Annotated in this window: 14 protein-coding genes; 5 read left to right on the top strand and 9 right to left on the bottom strand. The window is 57.4% G+C overall.

All coding sequences use genetic code 11. From position 1 onward, the window contains the following. Positions 1-70 precede the first annotated feature (70 nt). The 8 genes from CL546_RS01215 to gloB all read right to left on the bottom strand — a co-directional run bounded on the left by CL546_RS01215 (position 71) and on the right by gloB (position 10,811). Positions 71-868: an enoyl-ACP reductase FabI gene (locus tag CL546_RS01215; RefSeq protein WP_290492480.1), complete on the bottom strand. Its 798-nt coding sequence runs from the start codon at positions 866-868 to the stop codon at positions 71-73. Between the two features lie 144 nt (positions 869-1,012). Beyond that, positions 1,013-2,614 carry an ABC transporter ATP-binding protein gene (locus tag CL546_RS01210; RefSeq protein ID WP_290492479.1) on the bottom strand — a complete coding sequence of 534 codons (1,602 nt, stop codon included), beginning with the start codon at positions 2,612-2,614 and terminating at the stop codon, positions 1,013-1,015. Continuing rightward, positions 2,611-3,654, bottom strand: coding sequence for an ABC transporter permease (locus tag CL546_RS01205; RefSeq protein WP_290492478.1), 1,044 nt, complete (start codon positions 3,652-3,654; stop codon positions 2,611-2,613). The genes CL546_RS01210 and CL546_RS01205 overlap by 4 nt, the downstream gene beginning before the upstream one ends. Then, a complete protein-coding gene (locus tag CL546_RS01200; RefSeq protein ID WP_290492476.1) occupies positions 3,654-4,733 on the bottom strand; it encodes a microcin C ABC transporter permease YejB in 1,080 nt (359 codons plus the stop codon). The genes CL546_RS01205 and CL546_RS01200 overlap by 1 nt, the downstream gene beginning before the upstream one ends. Beyond that, entirely contained in the window at positions 4,730-6,535 is a 1,806-nt protein-coding gene (locus CL546_RS01195; RefSeq protein ID WP_290492474.1) for an extracellular solute-binding protein, read from the bottom strand. The genes CL546_RS01200 and CL546_RS01195 overlap by 4 nt, the downstream gene beginning before the upstream one ends. A 12-nt stretch (positions 6,536-6,547) precedes the next feature. Beyond that, entirely contained in the window at positions 6,548-8,380 is a 1,833-nt protein-coding gene (locus tag CL546_RS01190; protein WP_290492472.1) for an extracellular solute-binding protein, read from the bottom strand. Continuing rightward, positions 8,358-9,968, bottom strand: a complete 1,611-nt coding sequence (locus CL546_RS01185) for a lytic transglycosylase (RefSeq protein ID WP_463671024.1) — start codon at positions 9,966-9,968, stop codon at positions 8,358-8,360. Before CL546_RS01185 ends, CL546_RS01190 begins: the two co-directional genes overlap by 23 nt. 69 nt (positions 9,969-10,037) lie before the next feature. Continuing rightward, the gene (gene gloB, locus CL546_RS01180; RefSeq protein WP_290492469.1) at positions 10,038-10,811 is read right to left on the bottom strand and encodes a hydroxyacylglutathione hydrolase; all 774 of its coding nucleotides are present in this window, start codon (positions 10,809-10,811) and stop codon (positions 10,038-10,040) included. 97 nt (positions 10,812-10,908) lie between these two features. Here gloB and CL546_RS01175 point away from each other — a divergent pair, with 97 nt between their 5' ends. From CL546_RS01175 to dnaQ, 3 genes are read left to right on the top strand one after another with little or no spacing between them, the layout of a single operon-like run. Beyond that, positions 10,909-11,685: a class I SAM-dependent methyltransferase gene (locus tag CL546_RS01175; RefSeq protein WP_007150104.1), complete on the top strand. Its 777-nt coding sequence runs from the start codon at positions 10,909-10,911 to the stop codon at positions 11,683-11,685. Positions 11,686-11,689: 4 nt separating this feature from the next. Next, positions 11,690-12,142: a ribonuclease HI gene (gene rnhA, locus CL546_RS01170; protein WP_007148484.1), complete on the top strand. Its 453-nt coding sequence runs from the start codon at positions 11,690-11,692 to the stop codon at positions 12,140-12,142. Next, a complete protein-coding gene (dnaQ, locus tag CL546_RS01165; RefSeq protein WP_290492462.1) occupies positions 12,142-12,888 on the top strand; it encodes a DNA polymerase III subunit epsilon in 747 nt (248 codons plus the stop codon). Before rnhA ends, dnaQ begins: the two co-directional genes overlap by 1 nt. A 111-nt stretch (positions 12,889-12,999) precedes the next feature. Here the strand turns inward: dnaQ and nhaB are convergent, their stop codons facing one another. Next, complete coding sequence (gene nhaB, locus CL546_RS01160; RefSeq protein ID WP_290492461.1) at positions 13,000-14,592, bottom strand: sodium/proton antiporter NhaB; 1,593 nt, start codon at positions 14,590-14,592, stop codon at positions 13,000-13,002. Positions 14,593-14,975: 383 nt separating this feature from the next. Between nhaB and CL546_RS01155 the strand changes: the two genes are divergently transcribed. Next, positions 14,976-16,655, top strand: a complete 1,680-nt coding sequence (locus CL546_RS01155) for a hypothetical protein (RefSeq protein WP_290492459.1) — start codon at positions 14,976-14,978, stop codon at positions 16,653-16,655. Positions 16,656-16,691: 36 nt separating this feature from the next. Then, on the top strand, positions 16,692-17,492 hold the full coding sequence (gene nudC, locus CL546_RS01150) for an NAD(+) diphosphatase (RefSeq protein WP_007151048.1): 801 nt from the start codon (positions 16,692-16,694) through the stop codon (positions 17,490-17,492). Positions 17,493-17,503: the final 11 nt, after the last annotated feature.

Raw genomic sequence — 17,503 nt, 5'->3', positions numbered from 1 at the left:
TCGCTTGATGCATGGCCGGCGGCGTGATTACTCTTCGTCGGCTAGCTAGCGACACGCTTGCATGGAGGCGTTAAAGCTCCAGTTCAAACGGCATGGATACCGTGCTTGCACCAGCGTCTACATAGGTGATCTCGCCGGTAATGCCAGAGGCCAGGTCCGAGCAGAGGAATGCCGCAGTATTGCCCACTTCCTCGATGGTGACGTTACGGCGCAGAGGTGCCTTGGCGGCATTGTAGTCGAGCATGCTGCGGAATTTCTTGATGCCAGAGGCCGCCAGGGTGCGAATTGGACCGGCAGAGATGCCGTTCACACGGACACCGTCAGGGCCCATGCTTGCAGCGAGATAACGCACGGACGCCTCCAGGCTGGCCTTGGCCATGCCCATCACATTGTAGTTGGGCACAGACTGGCGGGCAGCGTGGTAGGTAAGGGTGAGCAGGGCGCCATTGCGGCCGGCCAGCATGCTTTTGCCTGCCTTGGCCAGTGCCACGAAGCTATAGCTGGAGATGTCGTGGGCAATCTGGAAACCCTCGCGGGTGGCCACATCCACAAAGTTACCGTCCAGCTCTGTAGCAGGGGCGAAACCCACTGCGTGAACGATACCGTCTAGCCCGTCCCACTGTTTACCCAGCTCAGCAAAAACAGCATCAATATCCGCGTCGCTGGTCACATCACAAGGGAAGCACATGGCCTCGCTGCTGCCATAGCGTTCTGCAGCTTTAAGAACGCGGCTTTTCAGTTTGTCGTTTTGGTAAGTGAAAGCCAGTTCGGCACCTTCGCGGTGCATGGCTTCGGCAATACCGGTGGCAATGGAGCGGTCGCTGGCGACACCGACAATCAGGTAGCGCTTGCCTGCAAGAAATCCCATGTTCGTCCTCGATGTGCTTTTGAGTTAAAAGTTGATCGTTGCACGCTTTGACGCACGAGCAGACGTGCTGTTCAAGGTTCAACGGTTAGCCATTTTGGGCAAGTATAGGCAATTTACCGTGCTATTACGCCCGCCCACAGTCGATCAAAGTGCAACCGTCTGTTTCCTGTTGCGGGCAAAGGCGGCAGCCATGAGTTTGTGGGTATAGGGCTGCTGCGGGTTGTCGAATACGGCTTGCGTATCACCGTGCTCCACTGTCTTGCCGTCTTTCATGACCAGCACACGGTGGCAGATAGCCCGGATGACCTTGAGGTCGTGGCTGATAAACAGGTAACTGAGTCCTCGGCGTGCCTGCAAGGATTTGAGCAACTCCAGGATCTGGTGCTGAACGCTGCGGTCCAGCGCCGAGGTGGGTTCATCCAGCACCAGCAGTTCCGGTTCCATGATTAGCGCTCTGGCGATGGCGATTCGCTGTCGCTGGCCGCCGGAAAACTCATGGGGGTAACGGTGGCGCACGTTAGTGGGCAGGCCCACTTCTTCGATAATTCGGCAGACCCGTTCTTCCCTTTCTGTGGCGCCCAGGGTGGGAGCGTGCACAGCAAGGCCTTCAGCAACAATCTGGCCCACGGTCATGCGCGGGTTCAGGCTACCGTAGGGGTCCTGGAAGACCACCTGGAAACGGCTGCGCCATTGTCGTAAACCAGAACGGGAAAGGGCACGAATGTCCGTGCCATCCATGTCAATTTCACCGTCACTCTGGATCAATCGCAAAAGGGCCAGAGCCAATGTGGACTTGCCCGAGCCGGACTCGCCAACAATGCCGAGGGTCTCGCCGCGGCGCAGTGTCAGATCAATTTGATCCACCGCGTGGAGCAGCGGGGGCGGTGAGAAGAGGGCGCGGCGTTTACCTTTGAACGTCACGGCCATGCCTCGGGCTTTGAGTAGCACAGGAGTGTCATCGGGTAGCGGCTCCAGGCGGCCCTGGGGCTCCGCGTTAATCAGGTGGCGGGTGTAGTCTTCCTGGGGGGAATTCAGCACGGTATGCGTGGGGCCAGCTTCCACCCGTTTGCCGTTATGCATGACCACGATATCTTCAGCAAAACGGCTCACAACGCCCAGGTCATGACTGATCAACAGAATGGAAAGGTTAAGTTCTTTCTGCAGCCGTTTAATCAGGTCGAGAATGGTTTCCTGTACGGTCACATCGAGAGCGGTGGTGGGCTCATCGGCAATCAGGATCTGTGGTTCATTGGCCAGGGCCATGGCGATCATGACACGCTGGCGCTGGCCCCCACTGAGTTGGTGCGGATAGCGGTCCAGCATGTCCGGTGTAGCGGGTAGTTCGACCTGCTCAAGCAGCGACAGGCAACGCTCGCGGGCGCGCTTTTTGCTCATGCCCTGATGCACGAACAGACTTTCACTGATCTGTTTTTCCACTGTGTGCAAGGGGTTCAGGGCCGTCAGCGGCTCCTGGAAAATCATCCCGATGCAACCGCCGCGCAGTTTGCGTTTCTGTTCAGTGTTAAGCGTTTGCAGGTCCGTATCGTCCAGTTGCAGGCTGTCTGCCTGCCAACTCGCGTTTTCGGGTAACAGGTCCATCACAGACAGGGCCGTAAGCGATTTGCCAGAACCGGATTCCCCCACTAACGCCAACATTCGCCCGGGATGGAGTTCCAGCGACATGTCATCGACAGCAAGCTGATCGGCAAAGCGGATACTCAGCCCTTCTATGCGCAGCAGACTCATTGCAGAAACTTCCTTGTGTCGAACGCATCACGAATGGCTTCACCGATAAACACCAGCAGGGTCAGCATTAGTGTGAGCGTGGCAAACACGCTGATGCCCAGCCACGGGGCATGCAGATTCGCCTTGCCCTGGCCTACCAGCCGACCCAGGGAGGGAGCGTCCGGCGGCATGCCGAAACCAATGAAATCCAGCGAGGTGAGTGTGACTACGGCACTGTTCAGAATAAATGGCAGGAAGGTCAGGGTGGCCACCATGGCATTGGGGAGCATATGGCGGAACATGATGACCGGTGTGCGTACGCCCATGGCGTGGGCGGCGCGCACATAGTCCATGTTGCGGCAACGCAGGAATTCCGCGCGCACCAGATCCACCAGCGCCATCCAGGAAAACAGTAGCAAAATGACCAACAGCGTCCAGAAGCTGGGTACCACGAAGCTGGAAATAATAATGATCAGGTAAAGCGTAGGCATGCTGGACCAGATTTCCAGAAACCGCTGGCCGGAAAGATCCAGCCAGCCGCCGTAATAGCCCTGGATGGCACCGACGATGATGCCGACGAGGCTGGAGAGAATGGTCAGCACCAAACCGAACAGAACGGAAATACGGAAGCCGTAAATCAGCCCGGCCAGTACATCGCGACCCTGGTCGTCCGTACCCAGCCAGTTTTCTGCTGAGGGTGGTGCGGGTGCTGGCACGGTCAGGTCATAGTTGATGGTGTTGTAGCTGTAGCGAATGGGCGGCCATATCATCCACCCCTTGTCGTTGATCAAATCCTTGACCACGGGATCGCGGTAGTTGGTTTCCGATTCGAAAAAACCGCCGAAAGTGGTTTCCGGGTAGGTGTTGAAGACGGGAACATAGAGATCATTGTCGTAGCTGACCAGCAAGGGTTTTTCGTTGGCAATCAGTTCGGCACCAAGGCTGAGCACGAACAGCGTGACAAAGATCCACAGCGCCCAATAGCCGCGTTTGTTGGAACGAAACGCCTGCCATTGGCGTTGCCAGACCGGGTTGCGCATTAACGGGTTACGGAAGGCCATCAGCTCTGCCTCCGTTCGAAATCAATGCGTGGATCGACCCACATGTAAGTCAGATCGCTGACCAGCTTCAGCAGCAACCCGATCAGGGTGAAAATGAAAAGGGTGCCAAACACGACGGGGTAGTCCCGGTTGATCACGGACTCAAAGCCCAACAGGCCGAGCCCGTCGAGTGAGAAAATAAACTCGATAAGCAGCACCCCGGTGAAGAACATGCCCACGAAAGCGGCGGGGAAACCGGCAATGATGATCAGCATGGCATTGCGAAAGACATGACCATAGAGCACCTGTTTTTCGCTAAGCCCTTTGGCCCGGGCAGTTTGCACATACTGCTTGCGAATCTCATCCATAAAGGAATTTTTGGTCAGCATGGTCAGGGTGGCAAAGCTGCCAGCGACGATGGCCAGTGTCGGCAGGGTGATATGCCACAGGTAGTCGGCGACCTGACCAATCAGACTCAGTTGATCGACGTTGTCAGACGTCAGGCCGCGCAAGGGGAACCACTCGAAGTAGGAGCCGCCGGCGAAGAGGACGATGAGCAGAATACCCAGCAGGAAGCTGGGAATGGCGAAGCCGACAACGATGGCCGTGCTGCTCCAGATGTCGAAGCGTGAGCCATCTTTTACTGCTTTACGGATGCCTAGAGGGATCGACACCATATAGGCAATCAAGGTGCTCCATAGCCCCAGCGACAGTGATACTGGAATGCGCTCTACAATCAGTTCGGTCACGGAGCGATCGCGGTAGTAGGATTCACCGAAATCAAATGTCAGATAGCTTTTCACCATGAGCCAGAAACGCTCTGGCGCAGGCTTGTCAAAACCATAGAGTTTCTGAATTCGCTCCACCAATTCTGGCGGCAGGCCCTTGGAGCCACGATAGTCACCGCCGCTGCTGAGCGTGTCCACGCTGCCGCCGGCGAAACTGCCGCCGGCACCGCCGCCGATGCCCTGTAATTCCGCGAGTGTCTTTTCTACGGGGCCGCCCGGGGCGGCCTGAACCACGACAAAATTCAGCAGCAGAATGCCGAACAAGGTGGGGATGATCAGCAACAACCGTTTGGCAATATAAAGTCGCATCATTGCGCGTTGCTGTCCCACCAGGTGTCGATTGCGCCATCAATGCCTACGTATTCAGGCAGGGATGGATGTTTCAGGCGGCTTCGGTATGACAAACGATGATGATCGGCATACCAGTTGGGGATCACGTAGAAATTCCATTGCAGCACCCGGTCCAGGGCACGGCAGGCGGTAATCAGCTCATCCCGGGTAGTGGCGGTGACAATGGCGTTGACCAGAGTGTCCACGGCAGGATTCTGAATACCGATGATGTTACGGCTGCTGGGGTCCTCAGCGGCATCGCTGCCCCAGTACTCCAGCTGTTCGTTGCCGGGTGAGGACGATTGGGCAAACGAACTGACCACCATGTCGAAGTTGAAATTACGAATGCGTTCCACGTATTGACTGGTGTCCACTTTGACCACCTGAGCATCGATGCCAAGCGCTTTCAGGTTTCGGGCGAACGGCAGGAGAATACGTTCAAATGCGGGCTGGTGCAGCATGATCTGAAAACTCACCGGAGCGCCGTCTGGAGTATGGAGCTGGCCGTCTTTGATCTGGTAGCCGGCTTTCTTCAAGAGTGTCTGGGCCCGGGCCAGGTTGGCACGGGGGCGGCCGCTGCCATCACTTTTCGGCGGTTCATAGCTTTCCGTGAAAACCCGCTCGGGAATTTCGTCGCGCAATGGTTCAAGCAGTTTCAATTCCGCATCGGAGGGCAGGCCGGTGGCAGCCATGTCGGAGTTCTGGAAGTAGCTGCGTGTGCGATTGTACTGCCCATAAAACAGGTTGGCGTTGGACCATTCAAAATCCAGTGCGAAGGTCATGGCTTCACGCAGCGCCTTCTCCTGAAACAGGGGGTTGCGCAGGTTGTAGACGATGCCTTGCATGCCGGCGGGGTTGGAATGGGGAATTTCTTCTTTTACCAGTTCGCCTTTATCGAAGGCCGGGCCCTTATAGCTGGTGGCCCAGTTTTTTGAGCTTACTTCAAAGCGCCAGTCGTAATCCCCTCGCTTGAAGGCCTGCAGGGCAACGGTGTCATCCAGAAAATAATCGAAGGAAACGGTATCGAAATTATTGCGACCACGCATGATGGGCAAATCTTTTGCCCAGTAATCCTTGCGTCGTTGGTAAGTGATTCGCTTGCCCGTATCAACGTTACCTACGGCGTAGGGGCCGGATCCAATGGGCTTTTCCAGGCCTGCGCTGGTAAATTTCCGGTTCTTCCAGACATGCTCGGGAAGCACCGGTAGCTGGCCAATAATCAGTGCCAATTCGCGGTTATCACCGGGTTTGAAATGAAAGGTGACAGTACGTGCGTCGTCGGCGGTGACGTGGTCCACGCCGCTGTAATAAAAACTGTAGAAGGGCGCGCCGTCGTTAATGAGTGTGTTGAATGTCCACACCACATCACTGGCCTGTACTGGCTCGCCATCACTGAACGTGGCTTTGGGGTTAAGATGGAAGCGCACCCAGCTTCGGTCTTCGGGCCATTCGATGGTGTCAGCCAGCAAACCGTACTGGGTGAAGGGTTCATCTTCGGCGCGGGTGGTCAGCGTGTCGTAAACGAGAGAGCCTATCCCGGCTGCAGCGGTACCCTTCGGCACGAAAGGGTTCAGGCTGTCGAAGGTGCCGATGACGTGGCGGCGCAGTTTTCCCCCTTTCGGGGCGTCAGGGTTCACATAATCCAGGTGCTGAAAATTTGCCGGGTACTTTGGGTCGCCGTGCATGGCGATGGCATGGCTGTGATGAACGTCGGCCTGCGCCAGGGCGGAAAAACAGCACAAGCCCACCAATAGCCCGCGCAAAAGGCTGCGGTTAACGGCCATAAAAACTCCTTGTTATTTTTTAACCCACCAAGTGTCCAGACCCAGTCCATAGGGGATTGGTTCCGGGGGGCGGGCAAACTTGTCCCACCAGGCAATGCGGTGTGTGCTGATATAGTAGTTCAGGACCCCGTATTGCTGGTAGCGCAACATCCGGTCGAGTGCTTGCAAGCTTAGCTTGTAGTCTGCCTCGTTGTCGGTGCTGAGGGCGTGGTCGACCAGAAAATCCACCACCGGGTTACGAATGCCGGCCAGGTTGCGGCTGCCTACCACCTTGGCGCTGTCAGAAAGGAAGTAATCTTTCAGCTCAGGGCCTGGATAGGCCTGAATCGGTAGCACAAACAGCACCACATCGTAATCAAAGCTGTCCAACCGCTGTTTGTAGGCAGCCGGGTCGATTTCCCGGTACTGGGCATCGATGCCTAAACGTTTAAGGTTGCGAAACCAGGGGGCGAGAATGCGGTAAATGCCCGGATTATGGTAATTCAGAACGGTGAATTGCAACGGCTTACCCTGCGCATTGACCAGGGTCTGGCCTTCGAGCCGCCAGCCACTTTCTTTCAGTAGTGCCAGGGCTTCGCGCATGCGGTGGCGTATCTGGCCGCTACCATCGTTTACCGGTGGGCTGATGTCAGCGTTGAAATAATTGTCAGGAAGCTGATCAAGAAACGGGGACAATAAAGTCTTTTCTGTTTCCGGAGCCGGTGTTGATGCCCGGTAATCGCTGTTGGGGAACCAGCTTTGGGTGCGTTGATAGGCGCCGCTGAACAGGTTCTTGTTGGACCATTCGAAGTCAAACAGCAGGCTGGCAGCGCGGCGGACATTGATGTCATTGAAAGGCGCGCGGCGAGTATTGAAGAAAAAAGCCTGCACCGGCCGGGGAATTTGATGAGGCACTTCGGCGCGTTTCACTTTCCCATCTTCCAGGGCGGAGAACGCATAAGCGGTGGCCCAGTGTTTGGAGCTGTAATCGTAGTGTAAATCGTAGCCGCCAGCCTTGAAGGCTTCGAAACCCACGTCAGCATCGCGGTAGAACTCGAATTCCACGGTATCGAAATTATAACGTCCACGGTTGACCGGCAGGTCTTTGGCCCAGTAATCCTTTACCCGGCTAAAGGTGAGCTTGCGGCCGGCATCCACCTCGGTGACCTGGTAGGGGCCGCTGGAAAGTGGCGGCGTGAGTGAAGCACTTTCAAAGTCATGTTTTTGCCAATAATGACGGGGCAAAATAGGAATGGCGCCGGCCATCAGGGGCAGGTCGCGGCGACCCCGGTGAAAGGTGAATTTTACCGTTTGCGGGTCAATGGCTTCCACGCTGGCGATATCAGCCAGGCGCAGGGTGAACTCCGGGTGGCCTTTTTCGCGCAGGGTATTTACCGAAAAGACGACATCGTCGGCGCGAATCGGGTGGCCGTCGTGGAATTGTGCCTCTTCACGGATATAAAAGGTGCACCAGCTGCGGTCTTCCGGGTATTCGAGCCACTCGGCAATCAGACCGTAGGCCGCGCCGGCTTCGTCACCAAGCGGATTATGCGGTTGGCTGCCCATCAGCAGACTGTCGGCGATTTCAGTGACCCCGTACATCTGGATCCCGGGGGTGTCCGCGGGGCTGCGGCCTTTGAGAATATAGGGGTTCAGGCTGTCGAAAGTGCCTTGGCCGAATAACCGCAAGGTGCCGCCTTTGGGGGCATCCGGGTTGACGTAGTCAAGGTGTTGAAAATCAGCGGAATACTTGAGAGTGCCGAACGGGTGGTAACCGTGGCTGCGAGTAGGCTCGGCGTGGCAGACCACGCCGAGCAACAGGCCCAGCAGGGCAAAGGTAAGTTTAGTGCGTTTGGCGAATATCAACGTAGAGTGTCAGCCGTTGCCCGGGTTGTATGTATCGATTGCTGGCTACACTGTTGTTCCAGCTTTTTATATCGTTGACCGATACATTAAAGCGGTCGGCAATGGCATACAAGGAATCACCGTTGCGAACCGCATAGCGGACTTTACGCACCATATTGGGATTGCTGGCAGCAGGCACATTGGCCGGGCTGGCTGCAAGGCTGCCTTTGGTCCAGACCGCCAGGCTCTGGCCCACACGCAGGCTGTCCTTGGGGGCCATGCCATTCCACTTTGCCAGCTCTGGTACACCGACTTTATGGCGGCGCGCGATTTCCCACAGTGTATCGCCGGACTGCACCGTGTAGTTGACGCGGTGGCGCCCCTTGGGTTGTTTCGACTGCTTTTTGGCAAGCCGTGCTTCCGCGCTAAGGCTGTAGTCATCGCTGGATGAGGATGGCCCCGGAATCAGCAGGGTGCGGCCAGCGATGATGGTGTTGTTCTTGAGGTGGTTGATGCTGCGCAGCACCTGCGGTGTGGTGCGGTACTCACGTGCAATGGCGCCGAGGTTATCGCCGGGACGAATTTCGTAACGGGCCCACTGCATGCGCTGATCCTTGGGCAAGTCGGCGAGTTTGGCCTGGAACCGTTCGGCCCGGTCGACGGGTACCAGTAGCCGGAAAGGGCCATCCGGTGACGTTGCCCAGCGGTTGTAGGACGGGTTGAGCAGGTAGAGCTCTTCCACGGAGATGTCTGCCAGACGCGCGGCTTGAGCCAGGTCGATCTGTCCCCCGGTGTTCACCGTGGCGAAGTAGGGCTCATTGGCGATGGGATGAAGGGTCACACCGTAGGCCTGCGGGTCCGCCACAATCTGTGCGATGGCGAGCAGTTTGGGCACGTAGGCGGTGGTTTCGCGGGGCAGATTCAGGTTCCAGAAATTGGTGGGTTTACCGGCTTCTTCGTTACGGCGGATGGCGCGGGACACGGTGCCGCCACCAGCGTTGTAGGAGGCCAGGGCCAACAGCCAGTCGCCATCAAAACGGTTGGACAGTTTCTGCAGGTAATCCAGCGCGGCGTTGGTGGACTTGAGAATGTCGCGGCGCTGGTCTTCCCACCAGGTGCGCTGCATGCCGAAATAGTCACCGGTGGAGGGAATAAACTGCCAGGGTCCGGCGGCGCGGCCGTGGGAATAGGCGAAGGGATCAAACGCACTCTCGACGATGGGCAGTAGCGCCAGCTCCAACGGCATGTCGCGGGCTTCGGCCTGTTCGATGATGTAATGCAGGTAACGCTCGGAGCGGGTGGTGACGCGGGTGAAATACTGCGGATGGCGTGCGTACCAGTCGCGCTGTACGCGAATCCGGTCATTTTCGATGGTCAGATCCAGCCCGTAACCAGCACGCAGACGTATCCACAGATCATCGTTGTCCGTCGTCTGCTTTTTGACATCCTCTACCGGGTCGGGTTCGTCCATGCCGTTGGCCAGGTTGACGTCATCCACGGAAGGCTCTGCTGCCGGCATGGGGGGGAGATCTTCAAGGGTCTTATTGGTTGCACAACCACCAAGAACCCCCAGCCCGAGAAAAAAGGCTAAAGGAATAATTTTTTTCATAATCATGGAGTAACGCTAAAAATTTCATGCATTCTGGCGACGGATAGGCGGCACGGCAAGGACGAGGCGCTAAAAGTTGTCCTTCCAGCGACGCAAGGCCGCAAAACACTGCATATCTGAATCCCCGCATTCTGGCTCGTGGCGCTGACAGGAATCTTTCAAGTCTTTGTCATCACTGCGTAAAAACGGGTTGGTCGCTTTTTCTTCCGCGAGGGTGGAAGGCAGTGAGATTTTACCTTTTTGGCGCAAATCGATGACGGCCTGCAAGCGCGCCTGCACGGCGGCGTCTTCCGGGGTGACGGCGGCGGCGAAGGTCAGGTTGGCCTGGGTGTATTCGTGGGCACAGAACACCTGAGTACTATCAGGCAGGGCGGCCAGGCGCCGAAGTGAGTGGAGCATTTGCTCCGGCGTGCCTTCGAACAGACGGCCACAGCCGCCGGCAAAGAGGGTGTCACCGCAGAATAGCCAGCCCTGTGCCGCGTTGAAAAAGGCGATATGGCCCAGGGTGTGGCCCGGTACGGCGATGACAGAGAATGCAAGGTCGGTACCGGCGGGGGTGACGGTATCGCCGTCGCGCAGCGGGTGGCTCATGGCTGGAATGGATTCCGCCGCGGGGCCGTACACGGGAATATCCCGGTCTTTGATCAATGCTGCGATACCGCCTACATGGTCGGGGTGGTGGTGAGTGATCAGCAGGGCGGACAGGGACAGCCCGTTTTCGCTCAGGTAGCGTTCCACTGGTTCGGCGTCGCCGGGATCGACGACAACACATTGATCCTGTTGATGAAATGCCCAGATATAGTTGTCATTGAAGGCGGGGATAGCGATAGGGCTGGCTGTCATGTCGTGGTACGCTCCTGTCTGTAAGCAGGTCAGTTGGCACCTGTTTCGGTGCTTCATCATCCGGCTCACGCATTCATGGATCAAGAGATTGTCCGTTATGCAGCTACCTCCACTCAACCGTATCTCGTTCAATGCTTCCTCCGGCGAATTGGGAAGGGGTTTCGATGAATGGCTCGACAGTGAGCCCGGGCAGGCCTTGTTGAGCGAAGAAAAAGCCATGCTGACCGAGTGGCTGCGCAGCCAGGCGGGGCAGCGCGCGGTGGCGATTTACGCCGGCGGCGGCCGTGATTTCCTGTCGGAATCGCCGCTGCGCTGGCAAACCAGTATTGCACCGCCTGGTTTTACCGGGGTGAAACTGCAGTCGCGGCTGGATCTGTTGCCGATCGCGAAAAGCAGTGTGGATGTGCTGTTGCTGCACCACACCATGGATTTTGCCGCGGACCCTCATCAGGCACTGCGTGAAGCGTCGCGCTGCATGGCGCCGGGCGGCAAGATGGCGATCATCGGGTTTCATCCCGTCAGTGTGATGGGGCTGGCCCGGTGGCTGCTCTGGTGGAAGTCTCCGGGGTGGATGGGGCGCTATTATCGCCCCAACAGGTTAACCGACTGGTTGCAGGTTCTGGGATTTGAGGTCGATGGCATGGCCAGTGGCTTCTATACTATGCCGCTGTCCGATCGTGGCCGTAGCCGGGTGCGCCTGCTGGACTGGCTGGGCCGTTTCCTCTGGCCGCGTCACGGCAATACATACCTTCTGGTGGCAAGAAAACGGGCCGGCGTAGTGCGTCCGTTGGCCACACGACAACGCAAGGTGCCACGCAATACCGTGGTGCCGGTACCGGTGGCCCGCTGGGGCCAGCAGAACAGGGAGTCTTGAGTCTTTGAAGAACGTGATTATCTATACCGACGGCGCGTGTCGCGGTAATCCCGGCCCGGGTGGCTGGGGCGCCATTCTCCTTTACGGTGACAAGGAGAAGGAATTATTCGGTGGTGAGCCGGAGACCACTAACAACCGCATGGAGCTAATGGCCGCCATCGTGGCCCTGGAGACCCTCAATGCTCCCTGTCAGGTGGTACTGACGACGGACTCCAAATACGTCATGGACGGCATCACCCAGTGGATGGCGAACTGGAAAAAGCGTGGCTGGAAAACGGCCTCGAAGCAGCCGGTGAAGAATGTGGATCTGTGGCAGCGTCTCGATGCAGCGGTGCAGCGCCACGAAATCGATTGGCAGTGGGTCAAGGGCCACAGTGGCCACCCGGGCAATGAACGGGCCGATGCGTTGGCCAACCGGGGTATTGATGAAATGAAACAGCAAGGGCGAGCAGGCTAATGCGTCAGGTTGTACTGGATACGGAAACTACCGGCCTGGAGCCCAATGACGGGCACCGGGTGATCGAAATTGGTTGCGTGGAGATGGAGAATCGCCGCCTGACCGGCAATAACCTGCACCTTTATCTGAACCCTGAACGGGAAATCGATGCTGGCGCGCTGGCGGTCCATGGCATCAGCACCGAGTTTCTGGCGGACAAGCCTACCTTCGACAAAGTGGTGGACGAATTTCTGGCTTTTGTCGACGGGGCGGAGCTGGTTATCCATAACGCGCCCTTTGATGTGGGTTTCCTTAATCATGAGTTGCGCCGGCTTGGCGCACGGTATGGGACCATTGAGCAGCGTTGTGGGGTGCTGGATACCCTGGTAATGGCTCGCCAGAAACATCCGGGACAGAAAAATAACCTGGACGCGTTGTGCCGTCGTTATTTCGTTGAAAACGGCCATCGAGAGTTGCACGGCGCCTTGCTGGATGCGGAAATTCTGGCGGACGTTTACCTGGCTATGACCGGCGGGCAGACCCGCCTGTTTTCAGGCGGTGGTGATAGCAGTGAGCAGGGTGGTGAGGCGGCTGCAGAGGCGATCAGACGCTTGAGCGGGGAGCGCTCGCCGCTTTCCGTGGTGCGCGCCAACGAAAGTGAAATACAGCGCCACAGGGACAAGTTGACTGCCATTGCGGGAAAGAATGGAGAGCCTACGGTTTGGCAGAACCTGACAGAGAGCGACACGGATACGCCATTGCAGTAGCAGTTACAACAAACAGCAGCGTCTGGACAGGCCATGCCGCTAGCGCGGCACCTTCGGCCTGTTGCCTCCTTTCTCCGAATAGTCCCTTTATGCCGGTAAAGCCGGGGCAGATCAGTGCCCCGGGATGACCGGTGTGTCCTGAAGATCGTCTACCTGGTGGTGTTGAATCCAGCCATTGTCGTACATGTAGTTGGTGGCCGGCTCAAGGGCGGTGGCGGTCATGATCAGGCCAGTCACCGACATGACCAGAGTGTAAGGCAGCGCCATCACCACCATGCGCCCGTAGGAGAGCCGCACCAGCGGCGCCAGCGCCGAGGTGAGCAGGAACAGAAACGCGGCTTGGCCGTTGGGGGTCGCCACCGACGGGATATTGGTACCGGTGTTGATGGCAACGGCCAGCAGATCGAACGTATCCCGGTCAATTTCGTTCTTGAGTAGCGCCTGACCCACTTCATCGACATAGACCGTGGCCACAAAGACGTTGTCGGACACCGCCGACAGTACACCATTGGCCATGTAGAAGGCGGGCCCTTGAACCTGTTTGTCCAGGGTCAGTACATATTCAATGACTGGTGCGAATAGCTGTTGGTCCGCAATGACCGCCACCACGGCGAAGAACACCGTGAGCAAGGCGGTGAAAGGCAGAGCTTCTTCGAAGGCGGCCCCCAGGCGGTGCTCTTCGATGATCCCGGTGAAGGAGGTGGCCAGAATGATGACGGTGAGCCCGACCAGCCCAACAGAAGCGGCGTGGGTTGCCAGAGCGACCACCAGCCACACGGCGGTAATGGCTTGAATGACCAGTGCGGCCCGGTTTTGCGGGGTGCGTTTACGGTCTTGCTCCAGGGCGTACTGACGCATGATGCCGCGAACTTTTTCGGGGATGTCTTCGCCGTAACCAAAGCTGCCGCTGATTTCCAGAAACACACAGGTCAACAGGCCCATCGCCAGTACCGGCAGGGTGATGGGAGCCATGCGAAGGAAGAACTCACCGAATTCCCAGCCCGCTTTGTTGGCAATCAACAGGTTCTGCGGCTCGCCCACCAAGGTGCAGACGCCACCCAGTGCGGTGCCCACCGCCGCGTGCATGAGCAAGCTGCGCAGAAAAGAGCGGAACCGGCGCAGGTCTTCGCGGTGCAGTTCTTCAACGGAGGTATCATCGCCATGGTCGTGTTTCTGCTGGAACGTCTTGCCGGAGGCCACCTTGTGGTAAATGCCATAGAAGCCGGTGCACACGGCAATGACTACGGCGGTCACGGTCAGTGCGTCAAGAAAGGCCGAGAGCAGGGCGGCGGCGGCACAGAACAGCAGGCTCAGGGTTACCTTGGATTTCACGCCCAGCAGGAGACGGGTGAACATGAACAGCAGCAGGTCTTTCAGGAAGAAAATGCCCGCGACCATGAAAATCAGCAGCAACATCACTTCGATATTGCCTACCACCTTGTGCAGGACGGTGTCGGCGGAGGTGAGGCCGATCATGACGGCTTCAATGGCCAGTAGGCCGCCGGGTTGCAGGGGATAGCACTTGAGCGCCATGGCCAGGGTGAAAATGAACTCGGCAAGCAGCAGCCAGCCTGCCGTTACGGGGCCCAGTGCCAGGGCCACCAGGGGGTTGATCAGCAGGAAGGCAACGATGGTGTACTTGTACCAGGCGGGGGCCTGCCCCAGGAAGTTCTGAATAAAGGCGCGGCCTAGCGTGGCTGACATGACGGGTTCCTGCTGAACGGCAAATGGGAAAGAGCGCCCGCAGTGCATGGAATACGGGCGCGGCAATGATAAGGACTTGCCATGCCCCAGTACAGTGCAAACAGGGGGCAATTTGTCTTAGATCAATGGAGGGATTGACGTGGCTGCCCGTGGCGCATACAGCACAGCCAGCCTCGGTGTGGGAAAGGAGTGTGGGCAGGTTAACAAATCATCAATAAATCAGTTGCTTACAAATGAAAGTTGACGCAGTCTTTGATGACGTGCAAAAGTTGATGCGCCTTGTTTTACAATCCTATTATGTTGATTGCGGGCGTATCCGGGGGTTTGCGCACCTAACGGAACGAACCCGATGATAATAACAGTTTGGTGCTTGCGGAGAGTCCATGGTTGCCATAACAAATACCACCTCCCTGACTTTTCTCAAGGAAGCGATAGATACCACCCTGACGGAAGCCGAAAACCAGCTTGAAGCGTTCTCGGATGACCGTAGTCGTCAGGATGAGTTGCAGCATTGTGCGCAAGCCTTTCAGCAGCTTCGCGGTATCTGCCAAGTGGTTGAGCTGCCTGCGGCAGCCTTAATGAGTGAAGAAATGGCCCTGGCCGCGCGGGAGCTACAGGACAAAGTGTCTGACGCCCGCATCCAGGCGCTGAGCAATGCGATTGTCCTGCTGACCCGCTATTTCGATTATGTGCAGCTGAAGAACCGAACACTGCCTGCCTTGTTGATCGGTGGTATCAATGAGTTGCGCCGTTCTGGTGGAAAGGGGCTGATTCAGGAAAGCCATTTCTTCAGTGCTGATCTGTCCCGTCAGCGCACGCCTGAAGCGCCCCAGCGAGAGATGTCGGTTAGCGAGTTGTCAGATCTGGCCCGTCGTTTACGTCATATGTATCAGGTTGGGCTACTGGGTGTTCTTCGTGGGCAGAATAATGCCACTAATCTCAAATTGATGGCCCGGGCGCTGGTGCGTCTGGATCGGGCGGCAGGCCAATGCGGTTTGAGCCGTTTCCTGTGGGTGGCCCAGTCGGTGCTGACGGCCATGTATTGCGACCAAATGGCCATCACCCCGGCTCGCAAGGCCCTGTTGTCCCAATACGATCGCCAGCTCAAGAAGCTGGTCTATGATGGCGATCAGGCGGTGACGGAAGAGGCGCCGTTGCTGCTGATCAAGGAGAGCCTGTTTATCGTCTCGTTATCTGCTGAAGACAGCGGAACCATTGGCGATGTGAAGCAGGCGTTTGGTCTGAAGTCCGAAGTCAGCGATACCGTCTTGCAGCGCGAGCTGGCACTGATGACCGGCGCGAGCGGCTCGGTGATCCGCTCTGTGGCCAGCGCCATGCGAGATGAAATTGCGGATTTGAAGGAAAGCCTGGATTTGGCTTCCCAGGGCGTTGCCGACACCAATTACCAATCGGTCGCCGCCAGCCTGAATCGTCTGGGTAGCACCCTGGACATGATCAACAAGGACGACGAATCGCGGGCGATCAAACTGCGGGCCAGGGAAGTGTCCCAATGGGCGCCTGATCAGAATGTGGAAGGTGAGGCGTTCCATGGCCTGGTCGATGATCTTCTGATCGTGGAGAACGTGGTGGCGGGCCTGGAGCGCAGCATCAGCCCGGAAGATGATGTCCATCGTACGGCCAACAATACCAATATATCCCTCTACCAACTGGACGACGCCCGTATGACAGTGGTGGGTGAGTGCCGCGCCGGCTTGGCGTTGGCCAAGCGGTCTATTTCCTCGTTCATGGATAACAACTGGGATGCCATGCATCTGTCCAACCTGCCGGGCACGTTCGCCTCGATTGCGGGCGGCTTGATGTTCCTGGAACTGGATCGGGCCAAAGCGGTTACCGAGGCGTGCCACAAATACATCAGCAACCGGTTGCTTGGCGGTGATCAGGTGCCTACCCGGGAAAACATGGAAACCCTTGCGGATGCCCTGACCGGAGTGGATTACTACCTGGAAAGCATGGAAGAGCAGAAACCCATTGGTGACGGCGTGCTGGAGGTGGCTGAGGAAAGCATGAATGCATTAGGCTTTCCGGTGTCAAAAGTCGCCTGAGTTTTCGCCGCATGAACAACGTCGCATGAGACCGCCATGATTGATCTTTCCAGCCCGGAACCCCAAGACGCCGATAGTGCGCGCTGCTATGTCATCCATGAACAGGATGTAATGATTTCCAGCCAGGCGGACTGGCAGTTCCCGGAACTGCCCGCCAAGTGGCTTCGTCAGCACCCGGATTACCATTTTCTGGGTTTTCTGTCCGGCCAGCCCTGTTATGTCTGCGAGTTGTCCCGCCATGAATTCGATGACGGCCAGTTACAGCGCGTACCACTGCGCCGCCTGATCGGCACGACATTCAGCGATGCCGAATTTTCCATGGCCAGCCGGGCCCTGCAGTTTTTGAGCTGGCGGCAGAATCACCGTTTTTGTAGTCGCTGCGGCTCACCCACAGAGCCACATCCCCGTGATTTGGCGATGACCTGTGCGGGCTGCGGCTATTTCCAGTACCCACGGATTACTCCCTGCATCATCACGCTGGTTACTGATGGTGAGCATGCGTTGCTGGGACGCTCTGCCCGTTTCCCCGAGGGGTTTTATTCCTGCCTGGCCGGATTTATGGAGGCGGGAGAAACAGCGGAGCAAGCGTTGGCACGGGAGGTCATGGAAGAAAGCGGCATATCAGTGAAGAATTTACAGTACCTGAATAGTCAGTCGTGGCCGTTTCCGCATTCCCTGATGCTGGGTTTCATGGCGGAATACGCGGGCGGGGAGATTCGCATCGATGACGATGAAATCGTTGATGCCGCCTGGTTCCATTATCAGGACCTTCCCATGGTGCCGCCGCCGGGCAGTATTGCCCGCTCACTGATTGACCAATGGATAGCCCGTTTCTAGAAGGATTTGAG

Source organism: Alcanivorax sp., from assembly GCF_002726155.1.
Taxonomy (GTDB): Bacteria; Pseudomonadota; Gammaproteobacteria; order Pseudomonadales; family Alcanivoracaceae; genus Alcanivorax.
Note: the sequence above shows the minus strand (reverse complement) of the source record. Positions and strands in the feature narration are given on the sequence as shown.

Coding starts and splice junctions, on each gene's coding strand:
- CL546_RS01215 (WP_290492480.1), bottom strand. CDS start 868: ATGGGATTTCTTGCAGGCAAGCGCTACCTGATTGTCGGTGTCGCCAGC.
- CL546_RS01210 (WP_290492479.1), bottom strand. CDS start 2,614: ATGAGTCTGCTGCGCATAGAAGGGCTGAGTATCCGCTTTGCCGATCAG.
- CL546_RS01205 (WP_290492478.1), bottom strand. CDS start 3,654: ATGGCCTTCCGTAACCCGTTAATGCGCAACCCGGTCTGGCAACGCCAA.
- CL546_RS01200 (WP_290492476.1), bottom strand. CDS start 4,733: ATGATGCGACTTTATATTGCCAAACGGTTGTTGCTGATCATCCCCACC.
- CL546_RS01195 (WP_290492474.1), bottom strand. CDS start 6,535: ATGGCCGTTAACCGCAGCCTTTTGCGCGGGCTATTGGTGGGCTTGTGC.
- CL546_RS01185 (WP_463671024.1), bottom strand. CDS start 9,968: ATGAAAAAAATTATTCCTTTAGCCTTTTTTCTCGGGCTGGGGGTTCTT.
- gloB (WP_290492469.1), bottom strand. CDS start 10,811: ATGACAGCCAGCCCTATCGCTATCCCCGCCTTCAATGACAACTATATC.
- CL546_RS01175 (WP_007150104.1), top strand. CDS start 10,909: ATGCAGCTACCTCCACTCAACCGTATCTCGTTCAATGCTTCCTCCGGC.
- dnaQ (WP_290492462.1), top strand. CDS start 12,142: ATGCGTCAGGTTGTACTGGATACGGAAACTACCGGCCTGGAGCCCAAT.
- nhaB (WP_290492461.1), bottom strand. CDS start 14,592: ATGTCAGCCACGCTAGGCCGCGCCTTTATTCAGAACTTCCTGGGGCAG.
- CL546_RS01155 (WP_290492459.1), top strand. CDS start 14,976: ATGGTTGCCATAACAAATACCACCTCCCTGACTTTTCTCAAGGAAGCG.
- nudC (WP_007151048.1), top strand. CDS start 16,692: ATGATTGATCTTTCCAGCCCGGAACCCCAAGACGCCGATAGTGCGCGC.